Consider the following 21,134-nt stretch of genomic DNA (forward strand, 5'->3'; position numbering starts at 1 on the left):
CTCCCTCACCTTCTCCCTCACCTTCTCCCTCACCTTCTCCCTCACCTTCTCCCTCACCTTCTCCCTCACCTTCTCCCTCACCTTCTCCCTCACCTTCTCCCTCACCTTCTCCCTCACCTTCGCCTTCGCCTTCGCCTTCGCCTTCGCCTTCGCCTTCGCCTTCGCCTTCGCCTTCGCCTTCGCCTTCACCTTCACCTTCACCTTCGCCTTCACCTTCGCCTTCGCCTTCGCCCTCACCTTCGCCTTCACCCTCGCCTTCGCCTTCACCTTCGCCTTCGCCCTCGCCTTCGCCTTCACCCTCGCCGATCTCGTCGCAGGGAATACAGCCTCCGCCGTTGGGACGCTGCTCCGAGTCCAACACAACATCCAGGAACTCGGGGATATCCAGAAAACTCTCGACGGTCGCGTTGTATTCGCCCAAGTTGCAGATTGGGTCTTCGTCCGCGTCCCCGTAGAATGCGAGATACTTGCGAGCGGAATAATTGAACTGGCCCAAGTCCAAGGGCGGCCGGTCCGGCATGTCCGCGAGCAACCAGTCGACAAGCGCCACGGTTTCCGGCTCTCCGATGGTGATGAACCCGCAGAGTGCCGCTTGAATCTTCTCGGGGGTCGAACCCGTCAGCAACACGCCTGGATTGGGCGCACTCAGCAATTCCGCGACGTAGGCATCGATCAGCGGCTTGTTGTGTTCCCACGCGACGCGCACACAGCAGTGCACAGGCAGCCCGGCATGCCACAAGATTTCGTCAAGCATCTGACCCTGCGCCATTTCCAGCATGCCGTTGCCGTCCTGGTCGGCCGTGCCGGGGTTCACGCCATACGCGGGGATGTGATAGATGTTCACAATGGCGTCACGCACGCGCGGATTGAACGCGGCCCCTTCACACGGCGTCTCGCAGGGCCGCGCGCAAGGCGCGTCAGGCTCCTCCTCGCCTTCGCCTTCTCCCTCGCCCTCCCCTTCGCCCTCGCCTGCTTCGCAAGGCGGATATTGTTGGGTCAGGTCGCTCTCGGTATAGCCGATCGGCTGCCCGTTCCCCTCCGACAAACCCGCCAACCCCGTCCAAGGTTCAACCTCAAGCCACGTGATGCGAATAACACCGTTGAAAAACAGCTCAACTTGAAAGGAGGTCTCGGGATCAGTAATCGGGACCAACTGGTATTCGGACACACGATGGAACGTCACTACCAGACGGTTCGAAAGCTCGAGATACGATATGGAACCGCCACGCGTCGGGTCCAGATTATGCAGATAACCCGAGATACGCGGCGCCGAGAAATGATGGCCCTCACTCTCGCTGTTGTCTGTGTCGCCAGCAGCAAAGGTCAGGAATCCATTGCTTCCAATAAAGACTGCCGTATACTCGACCCCATAGAACCACACGCTGTTGCCGGGGCGCAGAGACACGCCGGCATAATCGTCATTTCCCATGGTCACCGCGGTGCCGCCCGCCGGGTCCGTCGGGTATGACGAGACGCTGGTCAGGCACGCGCTGTAGAAGTTCTCGGACCCGTCCGGTGTGAACGTAATGGAATGATTGCCGATATCCGGGCCGATGTAGAAGCGTTCCGTAAACCAGTCTGTCGCCGCCCCGGCGCCGCGCCCCGCGAGCAGGACGCAGCACAATGCCGCCAAAGTGAACACGCCGCCCAGACGCCGCTTCAAGATTCGCTCGGCCACAACATCGCTCTCCCCTCGGACCCACCGGGCATCGGCACGCGCGCGGGCATGACACACCATACACCCGTCTTCAATCCTGCATGGAACGCCGGTCATCCTTCACAAAACATTCTAACATATTCAATGGACACGCACGCCCCCGTCTTGCGCCATGCGTGGCCTCGAGTCGCGTTGAAAGGACGGCGCGCCGGCAATTACACGCCGAGGCCGAGCGCCCGCAGCACGATCATTACAAAATTCAGCAATTGCGAAATGGCGCCGAACGTTTCCAGAAACTCGATAAGTTGTTCCAGGATAGTCATAACTTCCCTTCCTCGAGGGGTCACAATAGGCGACAGAATTCCGGTTCGGTGGAGTCTAGCAGATTGACCTCCGGTTTTGCGAATACCCGCCGGGCGCGCGCACCCATGCGCCCCACCGGCGCGGGAATCCCTGAACATCGCCGGTCCGGAAACCGCGATGCTGACACTCCACCATGCGGCCGACGCGCGCAACCTCTTACGGGGCGGTATCCTCGAATGCGCAGGCCACGCCGTCGCCCGAGACCACAAAGCCGTCCCAGCGGAGACGGACAGCCGCATCGCCCCAGGGCAGGGAGACACGCACCTCGCGCTCGTCTCCGGCCTCACTCATTACAGCCTTCGCCGCGGCGCCATTGATGACAAACCACGTAAGGAATTCCTGCCGCGCGGTTTTCTCGGCCGTCGCGGCGGTCAGGTGCCATTCGTTCAGTTTGAATCCGGCCCATGGCGCGGGCGGCATATCGAACTTGTCGGTTTGCGTGATGGTGAGCGCTTGCGGATGCAGGAACCGCACATCCACGCGGCCAGGTTCGCCCTGCCACTGCATGGCATTTTCGCCGGTCTCGAACGGGCCCGGCGCGTGAAGCAGCCACTGATACGTGGCGGGTTCCGGCGCTATGACCAGGTCGTGGATGAGCACTGCATACGGCTTGAAGAACAGGATGCGCCGCGCCCACCGGTCGAGCCCCTTGTACGAGGCGCCCGCTTCGCCCGCAACCACGTCAAGCCGCTCCGACGTGTGGAAATGGGTGAGACACCCGCGCGCCTCCGGCGTATGGACCATCTGCCCTTCGCCGTCCACGAGTATCGCGTTGTCCGACTTCGTTTCCCACATCCACAGGCGGTGGTGCGGGCTGCCGTGGATATCGCGGCGTCCGGACGCAATGAAGACCGGCCGGCCGCCGAGGTGAAGCAGGAATGCGTTGTTGGCGTTGTAACCGTGGCTTACGCGGCCATAGGGACTGCTCTTGAAGATTACCTGCACGTTTTGTGTTACATCCAGCAGCGTGGTGTTCAGGGCGGCAAGTCCGACATCACGGAACGCGCGGGACTGCGGCAGACCGGAGGGCGGCCGGGGCGTGGCATGTCCGCCGCGGGCATCTTGCCCGGGTTCCTGAATCACGGGCGCGACATCCGGGCCGGGGCAAGCAGCGTAGAGAAATCCCAGATAGCCGTCGGGAAACGGGTTGCCATGTTGGCCGGCGTACCATTGCCAATAGGGATTCCCCGCGGCCGAGGCCAGAACTGCCATGAGCCGGGCGGAGCGGTCCGAGCCGGTGGTCGAGCCCATGTCGGCGAATCCGGCGGTACGGGAACCGGGCGGCGTCACGTAGAGCGGATAGTAGCCCGCCTCACGGAAGTAGGGCTGTTGGAAGGCGTCGATGCCGAAGGCGGCGCGCACCATGTAGACCCAATAGAGGAACCGCTCCATGTAGCTGGCCCAATAGCCCACGCCCTCATGCCAGCCGCCTTCCGTGCCGCCCCAGACCGGGTACGCCGTGTAGAAAATGGTCATGGCGTAATCGAGCCACTCGCCCGCTTCCGGAATCTCGCCGTAAAACGCCGTCGCCAGTTCGCCGAGGAAATGCCAGGCGCGGTTGCGGTGGCTTTCGAAGGGGAACCAGAGGTGTTTGCATCGCTGCAAGTGTTCATAGGCCTGGCGTCCGCGCGCCTGCATCATCGTGCTGATGCGCGCACGCTCCTCCGCCGTGAGCGCGGCATAGGTCCAACTGAACGCACGCGAGGGCATATACAGCAGCGGCATTGCCGCCTCGTCGTTGTACTTGTACTGCGTCGAGCCCTCCGGGTCCCAGGCGCACAACGCCAGGAGCAGGTCGCGCGCGCCGCGCGCATACCGTTCCTCGCCGGTCATCTGATAGACGAAACCGAGCAGGGCCGCGCCGTCCCCCACCGCAATCGCGCGCATGCGGTTACCCCACCAAATCTTCTTCCATTCCTCGCCCTTGAACTCCGTGCCCTTCGGATACAGCGGCGGTTCCGAGGTGTCCGGCGGCGCGACCAGCAGTTTGTCGGCCTTTTGGCGCAGTTCCAGGAATGGACCCGCCATCGGACCTTGTGCCAAGGCCCGCAGGCGCGGCACATCCCCTGGCCGGAAGAACAGGCGCGGGTGTTCCTGCGGCAGCCGGCGCAGCAATTCTTCCCGGCCGGGTTGCGGAAACGGTATGGCATCTTCGGGGACGTGAAACCGGCGGACCTGGCTCCACGCCGTTTGTTCCCCCGCCGCGGTAACTGCCGCATACCGCCAGAAGTATTCGCCCGGCGGCAATGCCGACGCCGGGCAATAGGCGTTCCAGGGGATGGCCACGCGGTCCAGCACCAGCGGTTTGAACGCAGTCGATGCCGAAATCTGCAGTCTATAGGAACAAGGATAGTCCTGGGGCCGCCATGTAAAGGACGGCGGGCTGACGGCAACCGAGGCGCCATCTTCCGGGCGGTAGCCCCATGAGCCAGCGTCCGCCGGGCTTTCGTCCAAAGGGACCGCTCCGTATAAAGATGCGTGCGCGAGTAAGAGGAATATGCCAGGAATGGCGGCTGCGTGACGCGATTTCATGCCTTTTCTCTGCTCCTGCATGCGTTCGGTTCCAGCCTCCGACACGGTATCACCCGTCACATACGACTCCACCGTGCAAGCCGGTGTTTCGCCTTTTCCAGGAAACCCGCGCGGCCTCTTGAGGGATTGTTAGACGGTCTGCCAGGCCCGGGAAGGCGCCGGGCCGGGCATAGGACGCCTTGACAGGTTTTTCGCGCGGCAGGTAGCATGGGGCCCAAAGGAGTCTTGCGGTGGAAATCCAAGGTTTCGCGCTTACCCCCTTCTTGACCAACTGTTATGTCCTGAAAGACGGCCGCGAAGCCGTCGTTATAGACCCCGGCGACGCCACGGAATCGCTCAAACGGGCCGTAGCCGATGTTCAAGTCAAAATGATCATCAATACGCACTGTCATTGCGACCATTGCGGGGGCAACGCCGAGATGGTCCAATTCACGGGCGCCCCGCTGGCCTGCCATGAGGCGGAATTGCCCTTGCTGCGAACCCTGGAGCAACAGGGATCCATGTTCGGGGTCCCTTTTCCACCGTCGCCCGAGCCTTCGCGGTTTCTGAACGAAGGCGACGAGGTCACGGTCGGCTCAGTGACCTTGAAGGTCCTGTTCACGCCGGGCCATTCGCCGGGACACATCACCCTGGCGGCGGACGGCGCCGTGTTTGACGGCGATGTGCTCTTCGCGGGCTCGATAGGCCGCACGGACCTCTGGGGCGGCGACTACGGAACGCTGCTCCATAGCATCCGGACCAGATTGCTGGTGCTGCCCGACGAAACCATCGTCTACAGCGGCCACGGTCCCGACACAACTATCGGCAGGGAACGCTACTCGAACCCCTTCCTTATCGGAGGTTAGCCATGTTGGGGGGCATACTCATACTCGCCCTGACGGCGGTGGTCGAAGTCGACCTGGCTCCGGACCAGCCGCTCCACTTCGTCTACGTTGATGACCCGCTCATCGTCGAGTTGAGGTCCGACACCAGCCTCGAAACGAACGTGCGCCTTTCCGCCCATCACACCGACCGCGACGCGACCGTAACCGCCGCTTCGGGTCCCCTGCACTTGCCAGCCCACGGCGTCTATTGGTGGGCCTTACAGGATTTGCCCGGCGAAAAAGGCTACTACGCGGTGGACATCCGGTTTGAAACGCCGGACGGTCCCGTCGATGCACAACAACACTTCTGCCGCGTGGAACGACCGGGCGCAACCGCGCCGCTGCCCGCATGGGCGCAGTCCGGCGCCGTGGACAAACACGAGTTATTGGCCTTGAAGAGCATCGGCGTGGGCCTGCTGCGCCTCGAGGCGTCGAACCCGGACGCCGAAGCGCAGGCGGCGGCAGCGGCCGCGCAAGGGCTCGGCATCATTGTCGCCGTGGACGCTCAGGCGGTTTCAGACGCGGCCGCGCTGGCCGCGCGTTTCCCTGCGGCGCCCGCGCGATGGGACGTGCGCGCGCCGGGCGCGGAGCGGTTCGCGGCATTTGCCGACGCGCTGCGCAAGGCCGGGGTTACCGCCCCGATAGCGGCCGTTGCGACGCCGGACGCGGATTTGGCCGCACTGCTGCAGCCGCCCGTGGTAACGCACGCGCGAGAACTGGTCATCGAGGGCGGAGCTTTGTCCTGGGAACAGGTTGCGGCCATCCAGTATGTGGCCCGCCGCACAGGGCAGGAGCGCTGGCGCCTGCATGCCGCCTCCCTTGGAGAGGACGCGCTCCCCCTCGCACAGGAACTCGCCGCCCGGCTCGCGGCCGGGTTCACCAGCCTCGGATTCAACACGGGTCGCGTTTACAACGGACGCCCGGGACAGGACTTCGCCGCACTCAGCGGCATCAACGGCGTGCTCGACGCGCACGACCCGGCTGGCCCGCTTTCCCTGCCGGAAGGGATTACGGGCAACGTCTTCCGCAACTGCGAACGCTGGTGCATCGTGTTGCACGCGAACAAGGAAAGCGCAAAGGTGCGCGTCCCCGTGGGCGCGGCACAGGGACTGCGCCTCTTCGACGTCTACCACAATGAATTGCCGCCGCCCGAGGTGAAGGAGGGCGCGGTGGCCGTCACGCTTTCGCCGCAGCCCGCATATCTGTGCGGAACCGGCGGCACCGTCCTGAACGCGGCCGCGCGCAACCAGGCCGTGCGGCAGGCGCGCATATTCGCGGCGCAGCAGGCGCTCCGGGAACAGCTGCCTCCTCTGTTGATGCAGCGCATCGGCGAGATAGCAGCCGCCAAGACGGAAGGGTTGGGCCGCGCGAATTTTCTGTTTCTGCTGCGTGCGTTCCCGTTCCTCGAGGAAGCCTGGCAGCAAGGCGGCCTGCCGAAGGAAGCGGCCGCGCCCGCCTTGGGCGGCCTTGCGGACCTGCTCCGTTCGCTGTGCGTGCTCCAGGAGGACATCGGCGAATCCTTCGCCACCCCGCTGGCCAATCGCCTTGAAAAATGCGAGGAATACCGTGCCCTGTATCTGACGGGCACGGAGGCCCGCGAACGGGGCGATTGGCTGCTCGAGGAGGTGTTGCGGCTCATGAATGAAGCCGAGGCGCTTGACGACGCGGGCCGCCATATCGAGGCCAACGCCGTGGGCGCAATCGCCGAATGGCGCGCGCGTACGTTGGACTTCGCCGCGAAGGCGCCGCCCCTGGTCGAGCCCACGGAAGAGCATCTCCTCGAAGTGCCTCCCGCCGCGGAACCGTCCGGCGCCCCGGAAACCACTCCGGAAGGCGCCGCGCCCGCGCCGGAAGCGCAGACGCCCGCCGCGCCAGAACCACCCGCGCCGCCCGAACCTGCGCCCGGGGAACCGTCAAAGCTCACGCATACCGTGGCGCGCGGCGACAACCCCAGCACGATCGCGCACAAGTACGGCGTCGCCATTGACGACTTGCTCAAGTGGAACAACCTGTCGCGGCGCTCGACGCTGCATATCGGCGACGAATTGATTGTGTACGTGCAAGGCGCGCCACCCGCGGAAGAAGCGGACGCGCCGGAAACGCCCGCGCCCGCTCCGGAGGCGCAGACGCCCGCCGCGCAAACGCAGGCGGATGTGCCCCCGGATACGGAGAAGGTCACGCACACCGTGCGGCGCGGCGACAACCCAAGCATCATCGCGGACAAGTATGGCGTGTCCCTCGATGATTTCCTCAAATGGAACGGATTGACGCGGCGCGCCACGCTGCACATCGGCGACGAGTACGTCGTCTACGTCAAGAAGAAGCCCGGCTGAGCGGGCCGAAGCAGGAGTACCGCCAGTGAAGCGCATCGGCGTTCTCACCAGCGGCGGCGATTCGCCCGGCATGAACGCCGCCGTCCGGGCCGTGGTCCGCGCCGCGGCGGCGCGCGGCCTCGAGGTTTCCGGGATCCACCACGGCTACCGGGGCCTCATCGACGGCGCGATCGAGCCCATGACCGCGCGCTCGGTGAGCGGCATCATTAACCGCGGCGGCACGATCCTGCGCACGGCGCGCTGCACGCAATTCCACGAGGCGGCGGGCCGCGCCGCGGCCGCGGCGCGCCTGCGCGAACATGGAATCGAAGGGCTGGTGGTCATCGGCGGCGACGGCTCCTACCGCGGCGCGCAGGCGCTATACGAAGAGCACGGCGTCGCCTGTATCGGGCTGCCGGGCACCATCGACAACGACATCGGCGGCACGGATTACACGATCGGCTTCGACACGGCGATGAACATCGCGATGGAAGCGATCGACCGCGTGCGCGACACGGCCGCGTCCCACGGCCGCATCTTCTTTGTCGAGGTCATGGGGCGGAACAGCGGTTACATCGCCATGATGTGCGCCTTGGCCGGCGGCGCGGAAGAAGTGCTGACGCCGGAGGAGCCCACCGACATCAACGCGCTCGTCGCCGCGCTGCGCCTGGGCCGCGACAAAGGCAAATCATCGATGATCGTGGTGGTCGCGGAAGGCGACGACGCAGGCAACGCGCTCCTCATTGCAAAGCAGGTTGCGGACAATTCGGAGTTCAAGGACGCGCGCGTGGCCGTGATCGGCCATTTGCAGCGCGGCGGCAGCCCCACGGCCTTCGACCGCGTGCTGGCAAGCCGGATGGGCGTGCGCGCCGTTGAGGCCCTGCTTGAAGGCGAAACCTGCAAGATGGTCGGCGTCCGCGGGTCCGGTCTTGTATTGCGGCCCCTCGCCGACGCTTGGGAAGAGCGCACGCGATTCGACCCGGACCTCCTCCGGGTCTCGCGCGTGCTTAGCGTGTGACCGCTTCGCCGCCGCGCCACAGTTCCCAAGGCGACGCGGCGTTCGTCCGGAACGGCAGCCGCACCTTCGCGCCAACGGCCGCGGACTGATAAGCGGCGAATAGAGCTTCGAGCACGGCGCGTCCGTCTTCGCCGGTCACAAGCGGGGCCATGTCGTGGGCCACGCATCCCACGAAGTGGGCCATCTCCTGCGGGAAACCGTAGTTCCATTCCTCCTCGTACATCGTAAAAGACCAGCCGCGCGTTTCACCGGCTTTTTCCACGGCGTAACCGTATCCGGAACCGCTGTACGTGAGAATCGAGTTGCCTTGCAGCAGATTCGCGTAAGCGGCGCCGTCACTGCCGTACACTTCGGCCCGATCGTCCATGCCGCCTTTCTTCGTCCAGCTTTCTTCCGCCATTGCGACGGCGCCGTTCTCGAATTCGAGCACGATCAGCGCGTTGTCGTCGCCCCGCGTCTTGTCTCCGTGCACCTGCGTGTTCATCTGCGCGTAGACGGACCTGATCGCCGCGCCGCCGAGCATCCAGCGAAAGAACGCGATGGCATGACACCCCATGTCCATCGTCACGCCGCCGCCGCTCTGCGTCACGTCCCAGAAGTGGGCGGCGTGCGGGCCGTCGTGTTTCTCCGATTGCTTGATCAGCGTCGGCTTGCCCAGCGCGCCCTCGTCAAGCAGTTGTTTCATCCGCACGTACTTCGGCGCAAAACACAGTTCCTCCGCGTACATCAACTTCACGCCCGCGTCTCGGCACGCCGCGATCATCCGGTCCGCCTCGGCCAGGTTCAGGCACATCGGCTTCTCGACGACCACGTGTTTGCGCGCCGCGGCGGCATCCAGCGTGATCGCGCAGTGCAGCCGGTTCGGCGCGCCGATGAGCACCAGGTCAACGTCCCGATTCGCCAGCATCTCCCGATAATCCCCGTAATGACTGGGGATGCCGTGCGCCGCGGCGAACTGCGCGGCGTGGCCCGGTGTCGGCGACGCCACCGCGACAAGGCGCGCCTCGGGACAGTGCCGCAGCGCGCGCGCGTGAATCGTGGAGATGAATTGCGAGCCTACGAGCCCGACGCCAACCGTTGCCGCCATGTTTCTTCCTCCCCGTTGCTCAGGTTTCGGGCCACGCGGCCTCGTCGCAGACCACCGTGAGAGCCCCGTGCAGCCACAACAGCGATGCGGGCAGTTGTGTATCGATCCTGCGTTGCAGGAACGTCCGCATGACCGCGCGCTTGGGCGCGCCGCTCACCAGCAGCAATACGTTGCGCGCGCGCAGCAGGTCGCCCATGCCCAGCGTCAGGCCGTGCGTGGCTTGCCTGTGCGCCGAAGCAAGCATGCCGTGCCGCTGCGACGACGGCGCGAGCTCCGCCACGTGGACGCCGTCGTGCAGGCTGGGCCCCGGCTCGTTCAACCCCACATGTCCATTTGCGCCCACGCCGAGCACAGCGACGTCGATTGCGCCAAGGCCATCCAGCACATGCGCGAAACGGCGGCACTCGGCCTCGGGGTCACGCGCATCGCCTTGCATCGCGAAATACCGGTTCGGCGTGATGCACAACGGTTCGAGCACTTCGCGCCGTATGTACGCGTCGCACGAACCCGGGTCGTCCGGCGGCAGCGGGCCCCACTCGTCCAGCTTCAGAACGCGCAGCCGATCCACAGCCAAGGCCCCTCGGGCGGCCTGACGCGCCAGCCCACGGTATGCGCCGAGCGGCGAGGCGCCCGTCGCGACGCACAGGAGCATGTCCGGTTTGCGCCGGATGGCTTCTGCGAGCCAATCGCTTGCGCGCGCGCTCATCGCCTCGTAGTCCGGCCCGATCCAAATGCGCGCATGACCGCCAAGAACCATTTCACGCGCCATGAACTCATGAACCTCCGCTTGCTTGGCCTCCATCATGACAAGACCGCGCTCACCATGTCGAGTTGGCAGAGCCGCATGGGGACTGGCACAAACGAGAATCTTCCCCAACAACCTGATTCCTGCCTGTTCCCAACCTCTAACAACATTCCCCTTTGAAGGTTGTGGAACGCGATGGCCTGCTTTCCGCGACTCCCTTCGCTTCCGTCCTTTACAGGAACGCTTGCAGCGCTTCTTCAAGGATTGCGCGCGTGATGGGACCTTCCCAGGTCTTCACAAGCCGGCCGTCGCGGTCGTAGAGGAGCGTCGTAGGCAGAACGCCGCTGAGTTCCGTGCGCAAAGCCTTATCAAGTTGCGAAATGCCGCTCTCGGCGTCCAGCACAAGCACGGGGAACGGCAACTGCTGTTTCTCATGAAAAGCGCGAACCGTTTCGCCGATCTTCTTGGGGTCGTCGAGCGATATGCTTAGAAACACCGCTTTTTCAACGTCGCGGCCGTTGTAAAACGCCGCGAATTCCGGCATTTCCGCGACGCACGGCGCGCACCACGTCGCCCACAGGTTCACCACGAGCGTCTTCCCCTCCGCGGCGTTCACCAGCGCCGCGATGCGTTCCGCGGACGCCGTGTCCACGCCCTTGGGCGGCTCCACCGCGGACGGCGCGCACCCCGCCAACGCCAAGACGGCTGCAGACGCCGCGGCCAGGAAGGACCTGGGCCGCGGCATCGTATGTGAGGAGCGCGAAATCACGGTTCAGCTTGCGCGCTTGATGGAGCAACCCCACTGCCTGGTGTCCGCCGGGTCCGGGGTTTTATCGGCGAGCAAGGCCTCGATGGCGTTCGCGAGGTAGGGCGTTTCACCCGGTTCATCGGTGCCGCGGCGATCATCGAACGCGCCGTGATAGGCGAGCTTGCCTTTCTTGTCCACCAAGAACACCTCCGGCGTCTGCTTTGCGCCTACGGCGTCCGCGTATTTGTTGCCCGGGTCTTTCAGAATCGGGAATGGAAGCTGTTTGTCGTCCCGGTATTGCCTGATCTGTTCCGGCGTTGTGTCCTTGTGCGAATCGATAGACAGGACAACCACGCCTTTCTCGGCATATTTCCGCGCGATATCGGCGAGTTGCGGGTCCGCCCCGCGCGAATAGGGACATTCCTGCGAGGTGAACACGAGGGCGACCACCTTGCCCTTGTACTGGGCAAGAGTATGTTCCGTTCCGGTCACATCGGTCAGTTTGAAGTCGGGGACAACGGAGCCCACGGCCAGCGGCTTCAGGTCCGCCTGCGAATCCGCCGAACCGCAGCCCGGCAGAAACCCTGCCAACATAGCCGTTACCGCAATCCCGAGACCAGCCGCCAGTGCAAAGTGTTTTGATTTCCGCATAGACTTCTATCCTCCATTTCCTTGCGCCTCACGCGGCGCGCTTGGTCGTGCAACCCCATGCCCTTGCCTCCTGCACGGGCACGGGTTTCCCATGCAATAACGCGCTCAACGCCTCGGCGGTGTACGGGCGGCTGCCGGGCGAACCCGGGAACCGCCGGTTGTCGGACGCGCCGTGGTGGACGAGATGCCCCTCGCCATCGACAAGGAACACCTCGGGCGTCCGTTTCGCGCCGACTCGGTCCGCATATCGATTGCCCGCGTCCTTCAGTACTGGGAAGGGCAATGTGCGCGACGCGGCATAGGCGGAGAGTTCCTCGGGTGACGTATCGTAGTGCGAGTCGATGGCGAGAATAGCCGCCTCCTGCTCGCGATATTGTTCGGCAAGGACCGCGACCTGCGCATCCGCGCCCGCAATGACGAGCACCGCAAGCACAAACAGGACAGCCGCTTTTTTCATATGACGCCTTAACTTCGGTGTGTCTCCCGCGCGGCGCGACTTCATTGCATGAACACGCATGACCGCGCGCCCATTCCGGGGCACGCTCCTGTCTTTCCCGCGCCCGGATCCCTTATGGTATCATGCCGCACTCAAAATGCAAGCCGGGCGCGGAACGAATGAAGTCTCCGCTGTCCCGGGAAAGGAAGCGTGGTTTCATGCGTTTGCGAAAGGCAGTTCTTGCTTTGTTCCTGGCGGCCGTGGCTTTGGGCTGCGGTGCCTCCAACCCGGAGCATCCCGATTGGCTGGTACTGCGCTTGCCCGCGGAAATGCCGCATTTGAACCCGATTACCAGCACGGACGCCTACTCCGCGCTCCTGCTCGACCAGATCTTTGACGGGCTGCTCGACCGCGACCCGCAGACTCTTGAAATGCGCCCGCATGTGGCCGAAAGCTGGGACATTTCGGATGACCATCTCGTCTACACGTTTCATCTGCGAAAGGACGTGTTGTTCTCCGACGGAACGCCGCTCACGGCGCACGACGTGAAGTTCACGTTCGACAAGATGATGGATTCGAAGACGGACGCCCCCCATCTGCGCAATTACTATCAGGACGTCACGAGCTGCGAAGTCCTCGACGACTATACTGTCCGGTATACCTGCTGCAAGCCATACTACCTTCACCTGGTGATGCTGGGCAGTTTGTACATCATTCCGCGCCACATTTATGGAGAAGGCGATTTCAACAATCACCCGAACAATTCGCGTCCCGTCGGCTCAGGCATGTACGTGCTCGAACGGTGGGACGTGGGCCAGCAGGTAACCCTCGCGCGCAACGAACGGTACTGGGGAGGCGCCGTCGGCAAGACGGCCCATTTCGCCAAGAAGATCTATCGCGTTATCACGGACGACAACGTAGCCTTTCAGGTGCTTGCCGCGGGCGACCTCGACGTGATGAACGTGCGCGCCGAGGATTGGGAGCGGCGCGCGAAAACGCCGTCGTTCGACGAACGCTTCAACAAGTACACGTTCTACCTGCCCAACTTCAACTACATCGGCTGGAACAGCCGCAAGCCATATTTCAGCGAAGCGTTGGTCCGGCGCGCCCTGACCATGATGGTGGACCGCGAACGCATCCGCGAGACCGTGTTTTACGGCCATGCGCGGACCGTATCCGGCGTCTTCATGACCGGCACGCCGGAGAACAACGAAGCGATTCAGCCATGGCCCTTCGACCCCGCCGCCGCCGCGCAACTGCTTGATCAGGCGGGCTGGGCCGACACGGACAGAGACGGCGTGCGCGACAAGGGCGGCGTACCGTTCCAGTTCGAGATACTCATCACGAACGCCAATCCGGTCGCCGAACAGATCTGCACTATCGCGCAGGACGAGTTCAGGCGCGCCGGCGTCGTCATGACTATCCGTCCCATGGAATGGGCCAGCCTGCTCGAACGCGTCGACAGCCGCAACTTCGACGCCATCCTGATGGGCTGGGCCATGACGCCGGACCCGGACCCGTATCAGATATGGCACTCGTCGCAGATCGAGAAAGGCTCGAACTACGTCGGGTTCAACAACCCGGAGGGCGACCGCCTGATCGAAGAGGCGCGCGTCTCGTTTGACCGCGCCCGGCGCATTGAACTGTACCATCGCTTTCACGAAATGCTGCACGAATTGCAGCCCTACACGTTCATGTTCAGCCCGGAATCGCTGCTGGCGGTGGACAAGCGCGTCGGCGGCGTGACCATTTATCCGTTCGGCCCGGACCAGCGCGAATGGCGCCTGATTCAGCAATAGCAATAGGACAAACCGGACGGCGACGGTGAGTGACTGGTGAAAACGTATATTCTGAGACGCCTGCTCCTTATGGCGCCGACGTTTATCGGCATCAGCCTCATGACCTTCTGCATCATCCAGTTCGCGCCCGGAAGCCCCGTCTATATGAAGCTGCGCACCGTGGAGGGCGCGCTGCGCACCGAGGGAGACACCGAACGCATTATCCAGGAGACAAAGGCGCTCTACGGCCTTGACAAGCCCATTCCTGTGCAATACCTGAAGTGGCTGGGCCGGCTGGTGCGCCTCGACTTCGGCAATTGCTATTATCGTGACGGCTCCGTTGGCCAGGCCATCGCCAAGGCCCTGCCCGTCACGCTGCAGTTCAACGTACTCGAGGTATTGCTCATCTATCTTATCGCGATACCCGCAGGCGTGTTTTCCGCAACGCACAAACGCACCTGGACCGACGGCATCCTCACGCTCATCTTGTTTCTACTCTACAGCCTCCCCAGCTTCTGGGTGGCCATGCTGCTCATCACGTTCCTCGGCGGCGGCCAGTGGCTCTATTGGTTCCCCAGCCACGGCATCAATTCGCTCGGCGCGAGCGAATGGCCGTGGGGACGCTGGCTCGCGGACCGCGCCTGGCACATGGTGCTGCCCCTGTTTTGCATGGTCTACGGCGGTCTGGCCGGGCTGTCGCGCTACATGCGCACCGGCATGCTCGATATCATTCGTCAGGACTATATTCGTTCCGCGCGCGCGTTCGGATTCAGCGAAAACGTAATCGTGTACAAGTACGCGATGCGTAATTCGCTGATTCCCATTGTGACGCTGCTGGGCGGGCTGTTGCCCGCCCTGATCGGCGGCAGCATCATCATCGAATACATCTTCTCGATTCCCGGCATGGGCCAGCTTGCCTTCGAGGCCGTGAAGGACCGCGACTATCCGTTGCTTATGGGCATCTTCTCCATAACGGCCCTGCTGACGCTGCTTGGACTCTTGATCTCGGACATCATGTACGCGCTGGTCGACCCGAGGATTAAGCTGGAGTAAGGCGGTCGCGTAATGGCGAAGAGCAAACAGAGCTACTGGCGCCTGGTGTGGCGGCAATACCGCCGCAATCCCGCCGCCATGGCCGGACTCGTTGTCGTCGCGCTCATGGGCGTGACGGCCGTCGCCGCGCCGTTCCTCGCGGGCGATGTCCCGTTGTTCCTGGTAAGAAACGGTTCGACCTACTGGTTCCCCAATATCATCTCGTATGCGGACCTGCGCGCCGAGAACTTGTACAGCAATTTCGACCGGTGGACGCCCGGCGAAGGCGAGTACGCGCTGCGCCCGCCCGTGCCCCATTCGCCCACGCGGCCTTACGTTGGCCCCACCTACGGGCCGCCGACGCGCAACAACTGGCTCGGCACGGACGCCACGGGCCGCGACGTGCTCAGCCGCATGGTCTGGGGCGCGCGCATCTCGATGAGCATCGGCTTCGTCGCCGTGGGCATTTCCGTGCTGATCGGCGTCATTCTTGGCGCCTTTGCGGGCTATTACGGCGGCACAGTGGACGCGGTGATCCTGCGGCTCATCGAGATCATGCTCGTGTTCCCCACTTTCTTTTTCATCATCACCGTCATGGCAATCCTGCAACCCAGCATCTGGAACATTATGGTGGTGCTCGGGCTCACCGGCTGGCCAGGCATCGCGCGCCTGGTGCGCGGCGAATTCCTCAAACAGAAAGCCCAGGACTACGCCACCGCGGCGCGCGCAACCGGCCTGAGAGACCTCCGCATCATCTTCCGCCACATCCTGCCGAACGCGCTCAGTCCTGTTTTCGTGAGCGCGACTTTCGGCGTCGCGGGCGCGATTCTCGCCGAGTCCGGCTTGAGTTTCCTCGGGTTTGGCGTGTCGCCTCCCACCGCGAGTTGGGGCGAGTTGCTCAGGCAGGCGCACGGGCGCACCTACGCGTGGTGGCTCGTCACCTTCCCCGGACTGGCCGTGTTCGTGACCGTGACTGCCTTTAACCTGGTCGGCGAAGGCCTCCGCGACGCGATGGACCCCCGCCTGCGGGAGTGAGCGCCGCGGCTGCGCCCCTGTCGCCCGCCGCTCTCTGCTCACCGCGTTCAGACGTGGTTCCCCGTTCCCGAGTGTGCATCGCCGCGCCGCTGCTGCTATCCTTTCCTCAAGCATTCTAGCAAAGGAGGAATCGCGCCATGACCCGCAGAGAGTTCCTCGCGTTGAGCACTGCCGTTGCGTGCGGCTCGGCCATGCCGGCAGCCCCGCGTTTCGCGTTCGGCGCCGAGAGCGGCCCGGAACCGTTTCTCATCTCGCTGGCCGAGTGGTCGCTCGTGAAGAGCATCCGCGCCGGCAAGCTCACGAACCTCCTTTTCCCGCACGTGGCCCGGACTGAATTCGGCATCGATTGCGTCGAATTCGTGGACCAGTTCTTCGCCGACAAGGCGCAGGACACGACATATCTCGGCGAATTGAAGCAGCGCGCCGAAGACGACGGGGTGCGCCTGGGGCTGATCATGCTCGATACGAACGGCCCGCTGGGCGCGGCGGACGGAGCGGAACGCGCGCGGGCAGTCGAGAACACACGGGCGTGGATCGACGCGGCGGCCTTCCTCGGGTGCGTCACGGTGCGCGTGAACGCGCGCGGCGCGGAACAGCCGGAAGAACTCGCGCGGCTCGTCGCGGACAGTTGCGCGCAACTTGCCGATTACGCCGCGCCGCGGGGCATCAACGTCGTCATCGAGAACCATGGCGGTCCGTCGTCGGATCCGGCCTGGCTGACGGGCGTCGTGCGCGCGGTAGGCAAACCCAATTTCGGCGCTCTGCCGGATTTCGGCAACTTCCCTCCCGAAATCGACCGCTACGACGCGGTCGAAGCGCTCATGCCCCACGCAAAGGCCGTCAGCGCGAAGGCCATGGGTTTCACCGGTGGCGGCGACGTTGCGGAGACCGATTTCCACCGCATGATGCGCATCGTGCGCGACGCGGGTTACACCGGTTACGTAGGTGTCGAGTCCGGCGCCACGGAGCAACAGGACGAAGCGGAAGCCGTACACAAGACGCGAGCGCTGTTGCTGCGCATCCGCGAAGATTTCAAGCAGCGCTTGCCCATGTTCAACGGTCAAGACCTGGCCGGCTGGGTCGTGGTCGAAGGCGGCGATTGGACCTTCGAGAACGGCGAACTCATCGGGCGTAACGGGCGCAACTGGTCCACGAATCCCGAGGTGACGGGGTCCTGGCTGCGCAAGGAGCGCGAGTACGAGGATTTCCGTCTCGAACTGCAATATGCGATCAACGAGGCCGGCAACAGCGGCGTGTTCTTCCGCAGCGCAGCCGAAAAGAACCCCGCCTTCACCGGCTACGAGATGCAGATCGTCGACGGCCACGGCGTCCCACCGTCGAAACAGGGCGCCACGGCGTTGTACGACCTTGCCGCCCCCTCCGAAAACCGCGTGCGCGAGGCGGGACAGTGGAATACCGTCACCATCACGGCCCGCCGCGACCGTATCGTCATCGAAATGAACGGCAGAACCGTGCTCGATACGGTCCAGACCCGGTCCCGCAAGGGCTTCATCGGCCTGCAGAACCACGACGAACACGCCGTGGTCCGTTTTCGTAACGTCCGCGTACAGAGACTCTAGCCCCAAGGTCGGCGCATACCGTTTCCCGAAAGATGCACCTTTCCAGCGCGTGTATTGCGTCTTCCTGTCTTTCTGCCTATGGAAGCCTGCTTCAGTAACGATACGTTATGAAACGTATCGATACATTTCTGAGACGCTATGAGACGTTTTTTGAACCAAGAGATGGCTTCGGCGTTTGCCGAAATCTCACATAAGTCTAGTCATTATAAGATCATATGCGAATTGGCACAGAACATGCTCTTTATCGATTGAGATAATCGACAAATGAAAGGAACTCCGTATGATTAGGCGAATTATCACTGACATATTGGCCGAGGCCCGGCAACGGCGCCGGCCCGCACTGGATTTCATCCACGAGGCAATCCTGAGCGGAGACCCGCCATCGGCGGACACGTTTGCCAGCGCGCGCCGCAAGGGGCAAAAGGGCCACTACGCGTCGCGGTGGGGCGTCGGGCCGGGCTCGGGCCTGCCGCAGGCATCGGGGTCCGGCGGCTCTTAAGAGGCCGGGACACGCCACGCCTCCACGTAACGCTTGGGTGGACAGCGTATCTGAAACGCCGTTGTTCAAACGAGTGAGCGTGCGGGCGGGATGTGCGTCCTGCCCCAAGAAAGCTGAAGTCCCCGCCGTTCGGCCTGGCTGCGCCAGTTGAACGGCGGGGGCATTCTTTCAAGGGGGGTGCCGCCGGCCCCAGGTCACTTGGCGACGTATTCGTAAGCGCCCATGTCGAAGTCGGACCCGTCGCCGCGCGGGTCGGCCGTTCCGTCGAAGCCGCGGGGTACGCCCAGGATGTCCGTGACCACGCCGCCATATTCGCCGGGGCTGGTATCGCGCCCCGCGTCGATACAGGCCGATCCGCTGGTCAGGCTCAGGGTGCCGCCGGCCAGATTCACGAACATCGGATGTAGCTTGATATTGCCCTCGCCTTCGATCTGCGTCATGGCATCCGTATATGTCACCGAAGCCAGGGCGCCGGAACCCGCCACGTCGAGCCCGCTGTTATTCCACAGAATGCAGTTGGTTATGTTGGCGACCACATCCTTGTTGTAGATGCCGCCGGCGTGCGCCTCAAGCACCGAGTCGGAGGCGTTGCTCGCAAGCGTGCAGTTGGTGACCGTGATGGACCCGCTGGTGACCAGGCCGCTGTTAAACATGGCGGCGCCGGCCGGCGCGGCCGTGTAGTCCGTCGTCGTGTTGCCAAAAAAGACGGAATTCGTGTACACCGCCGTCGATGTGTCGTTGTAGATGCCGCCGCCACCCGCTTCCGCGAAGATGCCAATGTTATTGGTCTCGGATTCGTTCTCGCGCACGACGGAACCGCTCATGTACAGCAAGCAGAATTTGTTGTAGAGCGCGCCGCCGAACGCGTTGGGCCGGGCGCCGGAGGAAGTGCCGTTGCCCTGACCGTTCGCATCCGCCCGGTTGTTCAGGAAGGAGCAATTGGCTATGTTCAAGGTGCAACTGAAGTTGTACATGGCGCCGCCGTAAGCCTGGCACTCCACGTCTTCGCTTCCCTGCCAGAGGGCGTTGGAGTCGGCCACGTTCTGCGAAAACAGGCAATTCACCGTGGTCAACTGCGTGCCGAAACTATATATGGCGCCGCCATACGCGTAGGAATGCGGGGTCCCGTTGTTCAGCACCATATTGCGCTGGAACGTGCAATCGACCATGATGACCTTGCCGCCGCTGTTGTACATGGCCCCGCCAACGGTAGCGGCCAGATTGTCCTCGAAAATGCAGTTGGCCAATTGCGGAGACACCCCCGCGTTGTGCATCCCGCCTCCCAATTGCGTTGACGGGAACAAGGCGGATTCGCGCGCGAACCCGCCGCGAATCGTGAAGCCGTCCAGCAGGGCGTTGCTGGCGCCTATGACCGTGTGGTAGGCGGCGCTGCCGTCGAGGGCCTGGCTGCCGTCGATGATACAGACGTTGATATCCGGGTTTCGCTGATTCACGTTCGTTTCCGTGCCGTTGAACCCGCCGTACAGCAGCACGAAGTCCTTCAGCCGCAACGAACCGGTCAAGTCGCTGCGCTGCTCATTGTACAGGCCCGCGGCCACCCAGACCTCGCCGCCGCCCTCGGTGTCGGCCGCATCAATGCCTTCCTGCACTGTCTGGAACGCCGTCTCCCAGGATTCGCCGTCGAATGGCCCATCCGTGTTGTCCTTGTCCACGTAGACACGCACGGAGTCCCCTACAATGATGTAGTCCGCCTTCGTTGTACTGTCTTCGCCGTCCGTGGTCTGCACGGTCAACGAAACCGTGAATACGCCCGCAGCGCCATAGACATGCGCGGGATGCCGGTCCAGGCTTGTCTCGCCGTCGCCAAAGTCCCAGAACCATTCCATGTTCGAACCGGTTCCCCGCTTCGACTTGTCTTCAAAGAGCACCGCCAAACCCGGCAACGTCGACTGGGTCGCGGCGGTAAATTCCGCCGTGGGCGGTATGGGCACGCCGCCCGAGTCGATGGTAATAGAACCCGCGCCCACGTCCAGAGGCGCCGGCTGGTCAAAGATATCCCGCGCGGTTACGTTATTGATGAGCAAGTTGTAGACATCGCCGTATTCAACGTTTTCGGAAATGGTGAACGCGAGCGTGCCCATAAGGCCGCTTTGCAGCGGCAGGTTCTGGCCGCTGCTGTCCGTGACCTCAACAACGAGGCGGCCCGAAGTCAACGGCGTAACCGAAAAGGACTTGCCCGCCTCCGCGATAATGACGCCTTCCGCCGCGCCGTCGTATATCAGAGCGCTGCTATTAAAAAGAATCTCGAATTCAAGCGTGTTAAGCTGGTCGATGTCGGTGCTGTAATCCATTTCGACAAAGACGGATTGACCCGGATCTTCAGCTTCCTGGCTTAGCAGCACCTGCGCCGGCTGGGGAGGGCTTCCTTCTTCCCCTTCGCCTTCCCCTTCCCCTTCGCCCTCACCCTCGCCTTCGCCCTCGCCTTCCCCCTCACCTTCACCCTCACCTTCCCCTTCGCCCTCACCCTCGCCTTCGCCTTCGCCTTCCCCCTCACCCGGACACGGAATCGGCGCGAAACCATCTTCGCCTTCCGCGTTCACTTCATAGCCGCAGGAATTGTAGAACTGGATGACGCGCAACAGCTCGACCAGCGTAATACGCCAGTTTGGCCCACCGTCATAGTCTCCGTTATGGGGTGCGCACGTCTGGTCACCCGGGCCAGGCGCATACCCGTCTTCCGTGCCCGTCTGGCAGTGGAACTCGCCCACATTGTAAAACTGGATAATGCGCAACAGTTCGTTGAGTTTGATGAACCCGTCCTCGTCCGAGTCTGCCGT

General features: G+C 63.5%; 16 protein-coding genes. 8 read left to right on the forward strand and 8 right to left on the reverse strand.

Annotation, left to right across the window (positions count from 1 at the left end; translation table 11 throughout):
* Both KA184_16240 and KA184_16245 read right to left on the reverse strand, forming a co-directional pair.
* The coding region (locus tag KA184_16240) for a hypothetical protein (protein ID MBP8131128.1) at positions 1-1,678 on the reverse strand (1,678 nt) is incomplete at its 3' end.
* Between the two features lie 498 nt (positions 1,679-2,176).
* Entirely contained in the window at positions 2,177-4,474 is a 2,298-nt protein-coding gene (locus KA184_16245; GenBank protein ID MBP8131129.1) for a DUF4962 domain-containing protein, read from the reverse strand.
* Between the two features lie 308 nt (positions 4,475-4,782).
* Here KA184_16245 and KA184_16250 point away from each other — a divergent pair, with 308 nt between their 5' ends.
* Genes KA184_16250 through pfkA form a run of 3 tightly spaced genes read left to right on the forward strand, consistent with a single transcriptional unit; the run spans position 4,783 to position 8,745 of the window.
* Positions 4,783-5,397, forward strand: coding sequence for an MBL fold metallo-hydrolase (locus tag KA184_16250; protein ID MBP8131130.1), 615 nt, complete (start codon positions 4,783-4,785; stop codon positions 5,395-5,397).
* A 2-nt stretch (positions 5,398-5,399) separates the two neighbouring features.
* Positions 5,400-7,748, forward strand: a complete 2,349-nt coding sequence (locus tag KA184_16255; protein MBP8131131.1) for a LysM peptidoglycan-binding domain-containing protein — start codon at positions 5,400-5,402, stop codon at positions 7,746-7,748.
* Positions 7,749-7,773: 25 nt separating this feature from the next.
* A complete protein-coding gene (gene pfkA, locus KA184_16260; protein MBP8131132.1) occupies positions 7,774-8,745 on the forward strand; it encodes a 6-phosphofructokinase in 972 nt (323 codons plus the stop codon).
* Here pfkA and KA184_16265 read toward each other — a convergent pair.
* From KA184_16265 to KA184_16285, 5 genes are all read right to left on the reverse strand, one after another.
* Entirely contained in the window at positions 8,735-9,832 is a 1,098-nt protein-coding gene (locus KA184_16265) for a Gfo/Idh/MocA family oxidoreductase (GenBank protein MBP8131133.1), read from the reverse strand. The genes pfkA and KA184_16265 overlap by 11 nt on opposite strands.
* 19 nt (positions 9,833-9,851) lie before the next feature.
* Positions 9,852-10,601, reverse strand: coding sequence for a 6-phosphogluconolactonase (locus tag KA184_16270; protein MBP8131134.1), 750 nt, complete (start codon positions 10,599-10,601; stop codon positions 9,852-9,854).
* 208 nt (positions 10,602-10,809) lie between these two features.
* A complete protein-coding gene (locus KA184_16275; protein MBP8131135.1) occupies positions 10,810-11,229 on the reverse strand; it encodes a TlpA family protein disulfide reductase in 420 nt (139 codons plus the stop codon).
* A 120-nt stretch (positions 11,230-11,349) separates the two neighbouring features.
* A complete protein-coding gene (locus KA184_16280) occupies positions 11,350-11,976 on the reverse strand; it encodes a redoxin domain-containing protein (GenBank protein MBP8131136.1) in 627 nt (208 codons plus the stop codon).
* Positions 11,977-12,004: 28 nt separating this feature from the next.
* Positions 12,005-12,433 (reverse strand): redoxin domain-containing protein, encoded by a 429-nt coding sequence (locus KA184_16285; protein MBP8131137.1) that lies wholly within the window; start codon positions 12,431-12,433, stop codon positions 12,005-12,007.
* Positions 12,434-12,630: 197 nt separating this feature from the next.
* Between KA184_16285 and KA184_16290 the strand changes: the two genes are divergently transcribed.
* From KA184_16290 to KA184_16310, 5 genes are all read left to right on the forward strand, one after another.
* Positions 12,631-14,211 carry a peptide-binding protein gene (locus tag KA184_16290; GenBank protein MBP8131138.1) on the forward strand — a complete coding sequence of 527 codons (1,581 nt, stop codon included), beginning with the start codon at positions 12,631-12,633 and terminating at the stop codon, positions 14,209-14,211.
* Positions 14,212-14,247: 36 nt separating this feature from the next.
* Entirely contained in the window at positions 14,248-15,243 is a 996-nt protein-coding gene (locus tag KA184_16295) for an ABC transporter permease (GenBank protein MBP8131139.1), read from the forward strand.
* A gap of 12 nt (positions 15,244-15,255) precedes the next feature.
* On the forward strand, positions 15,256-16,257 hold the full coding sequence (locus tag KA184_16300) for an ABC transporter permease (protein MBP8131140.1): 1,002 nt from the start codon (positions 15,256-15,258) through the stop codon (positions 16,255-16,257).
* 137 nt (positions 16,258-16,394) lie between these two features.
* On the forward strand, positions 16,395-17,837 hold the full coding sequence (locus tag KA184_16305; protein ID MBP8131141.1) for a DUF1080 domain-containing protein: 1,443 nt from the start codon (positions 16,395-16,397) through the stop codon (positions 17,835-17,837).
* A 280-nt stretch (positions 17,838-18,117) separates the two neighbouring features.
* Positions 18,118-18,336: a hypothetical protein gene (locus KA184_16310; GenBank protein MBP8131142.1), complete on the forward strand. Its 219-nt coding sequence runs from the start codon at positions 18,118-18,120 to the stop codon at positions 18,334-18,336.
* 194 nt (positions 18,337-18,530) lie between these two features.
* On the opposite strand, the gene KA184_16315 is transcribed toward KA184_16310, so the two are convergent.
* Positions 18,531-21,134: PKD domain-containing protein (locus KA184_16315; GenBank protein ID MBP8131143.1), on the reverse strand; the 2,604-nt coding region annotated here is incomplete at its 5' end.

Source organism: Candidatus Hydrogenedentota bacterium (assembly GCA_018005585.1).
In the GTDB taxonomy this organism is placed as follows: domain Bacteria; phylum Hydrogenedentota; class Hydrogenedentia; order Hydrogenedentales; family JAGMZX01; genus JAGMZX01.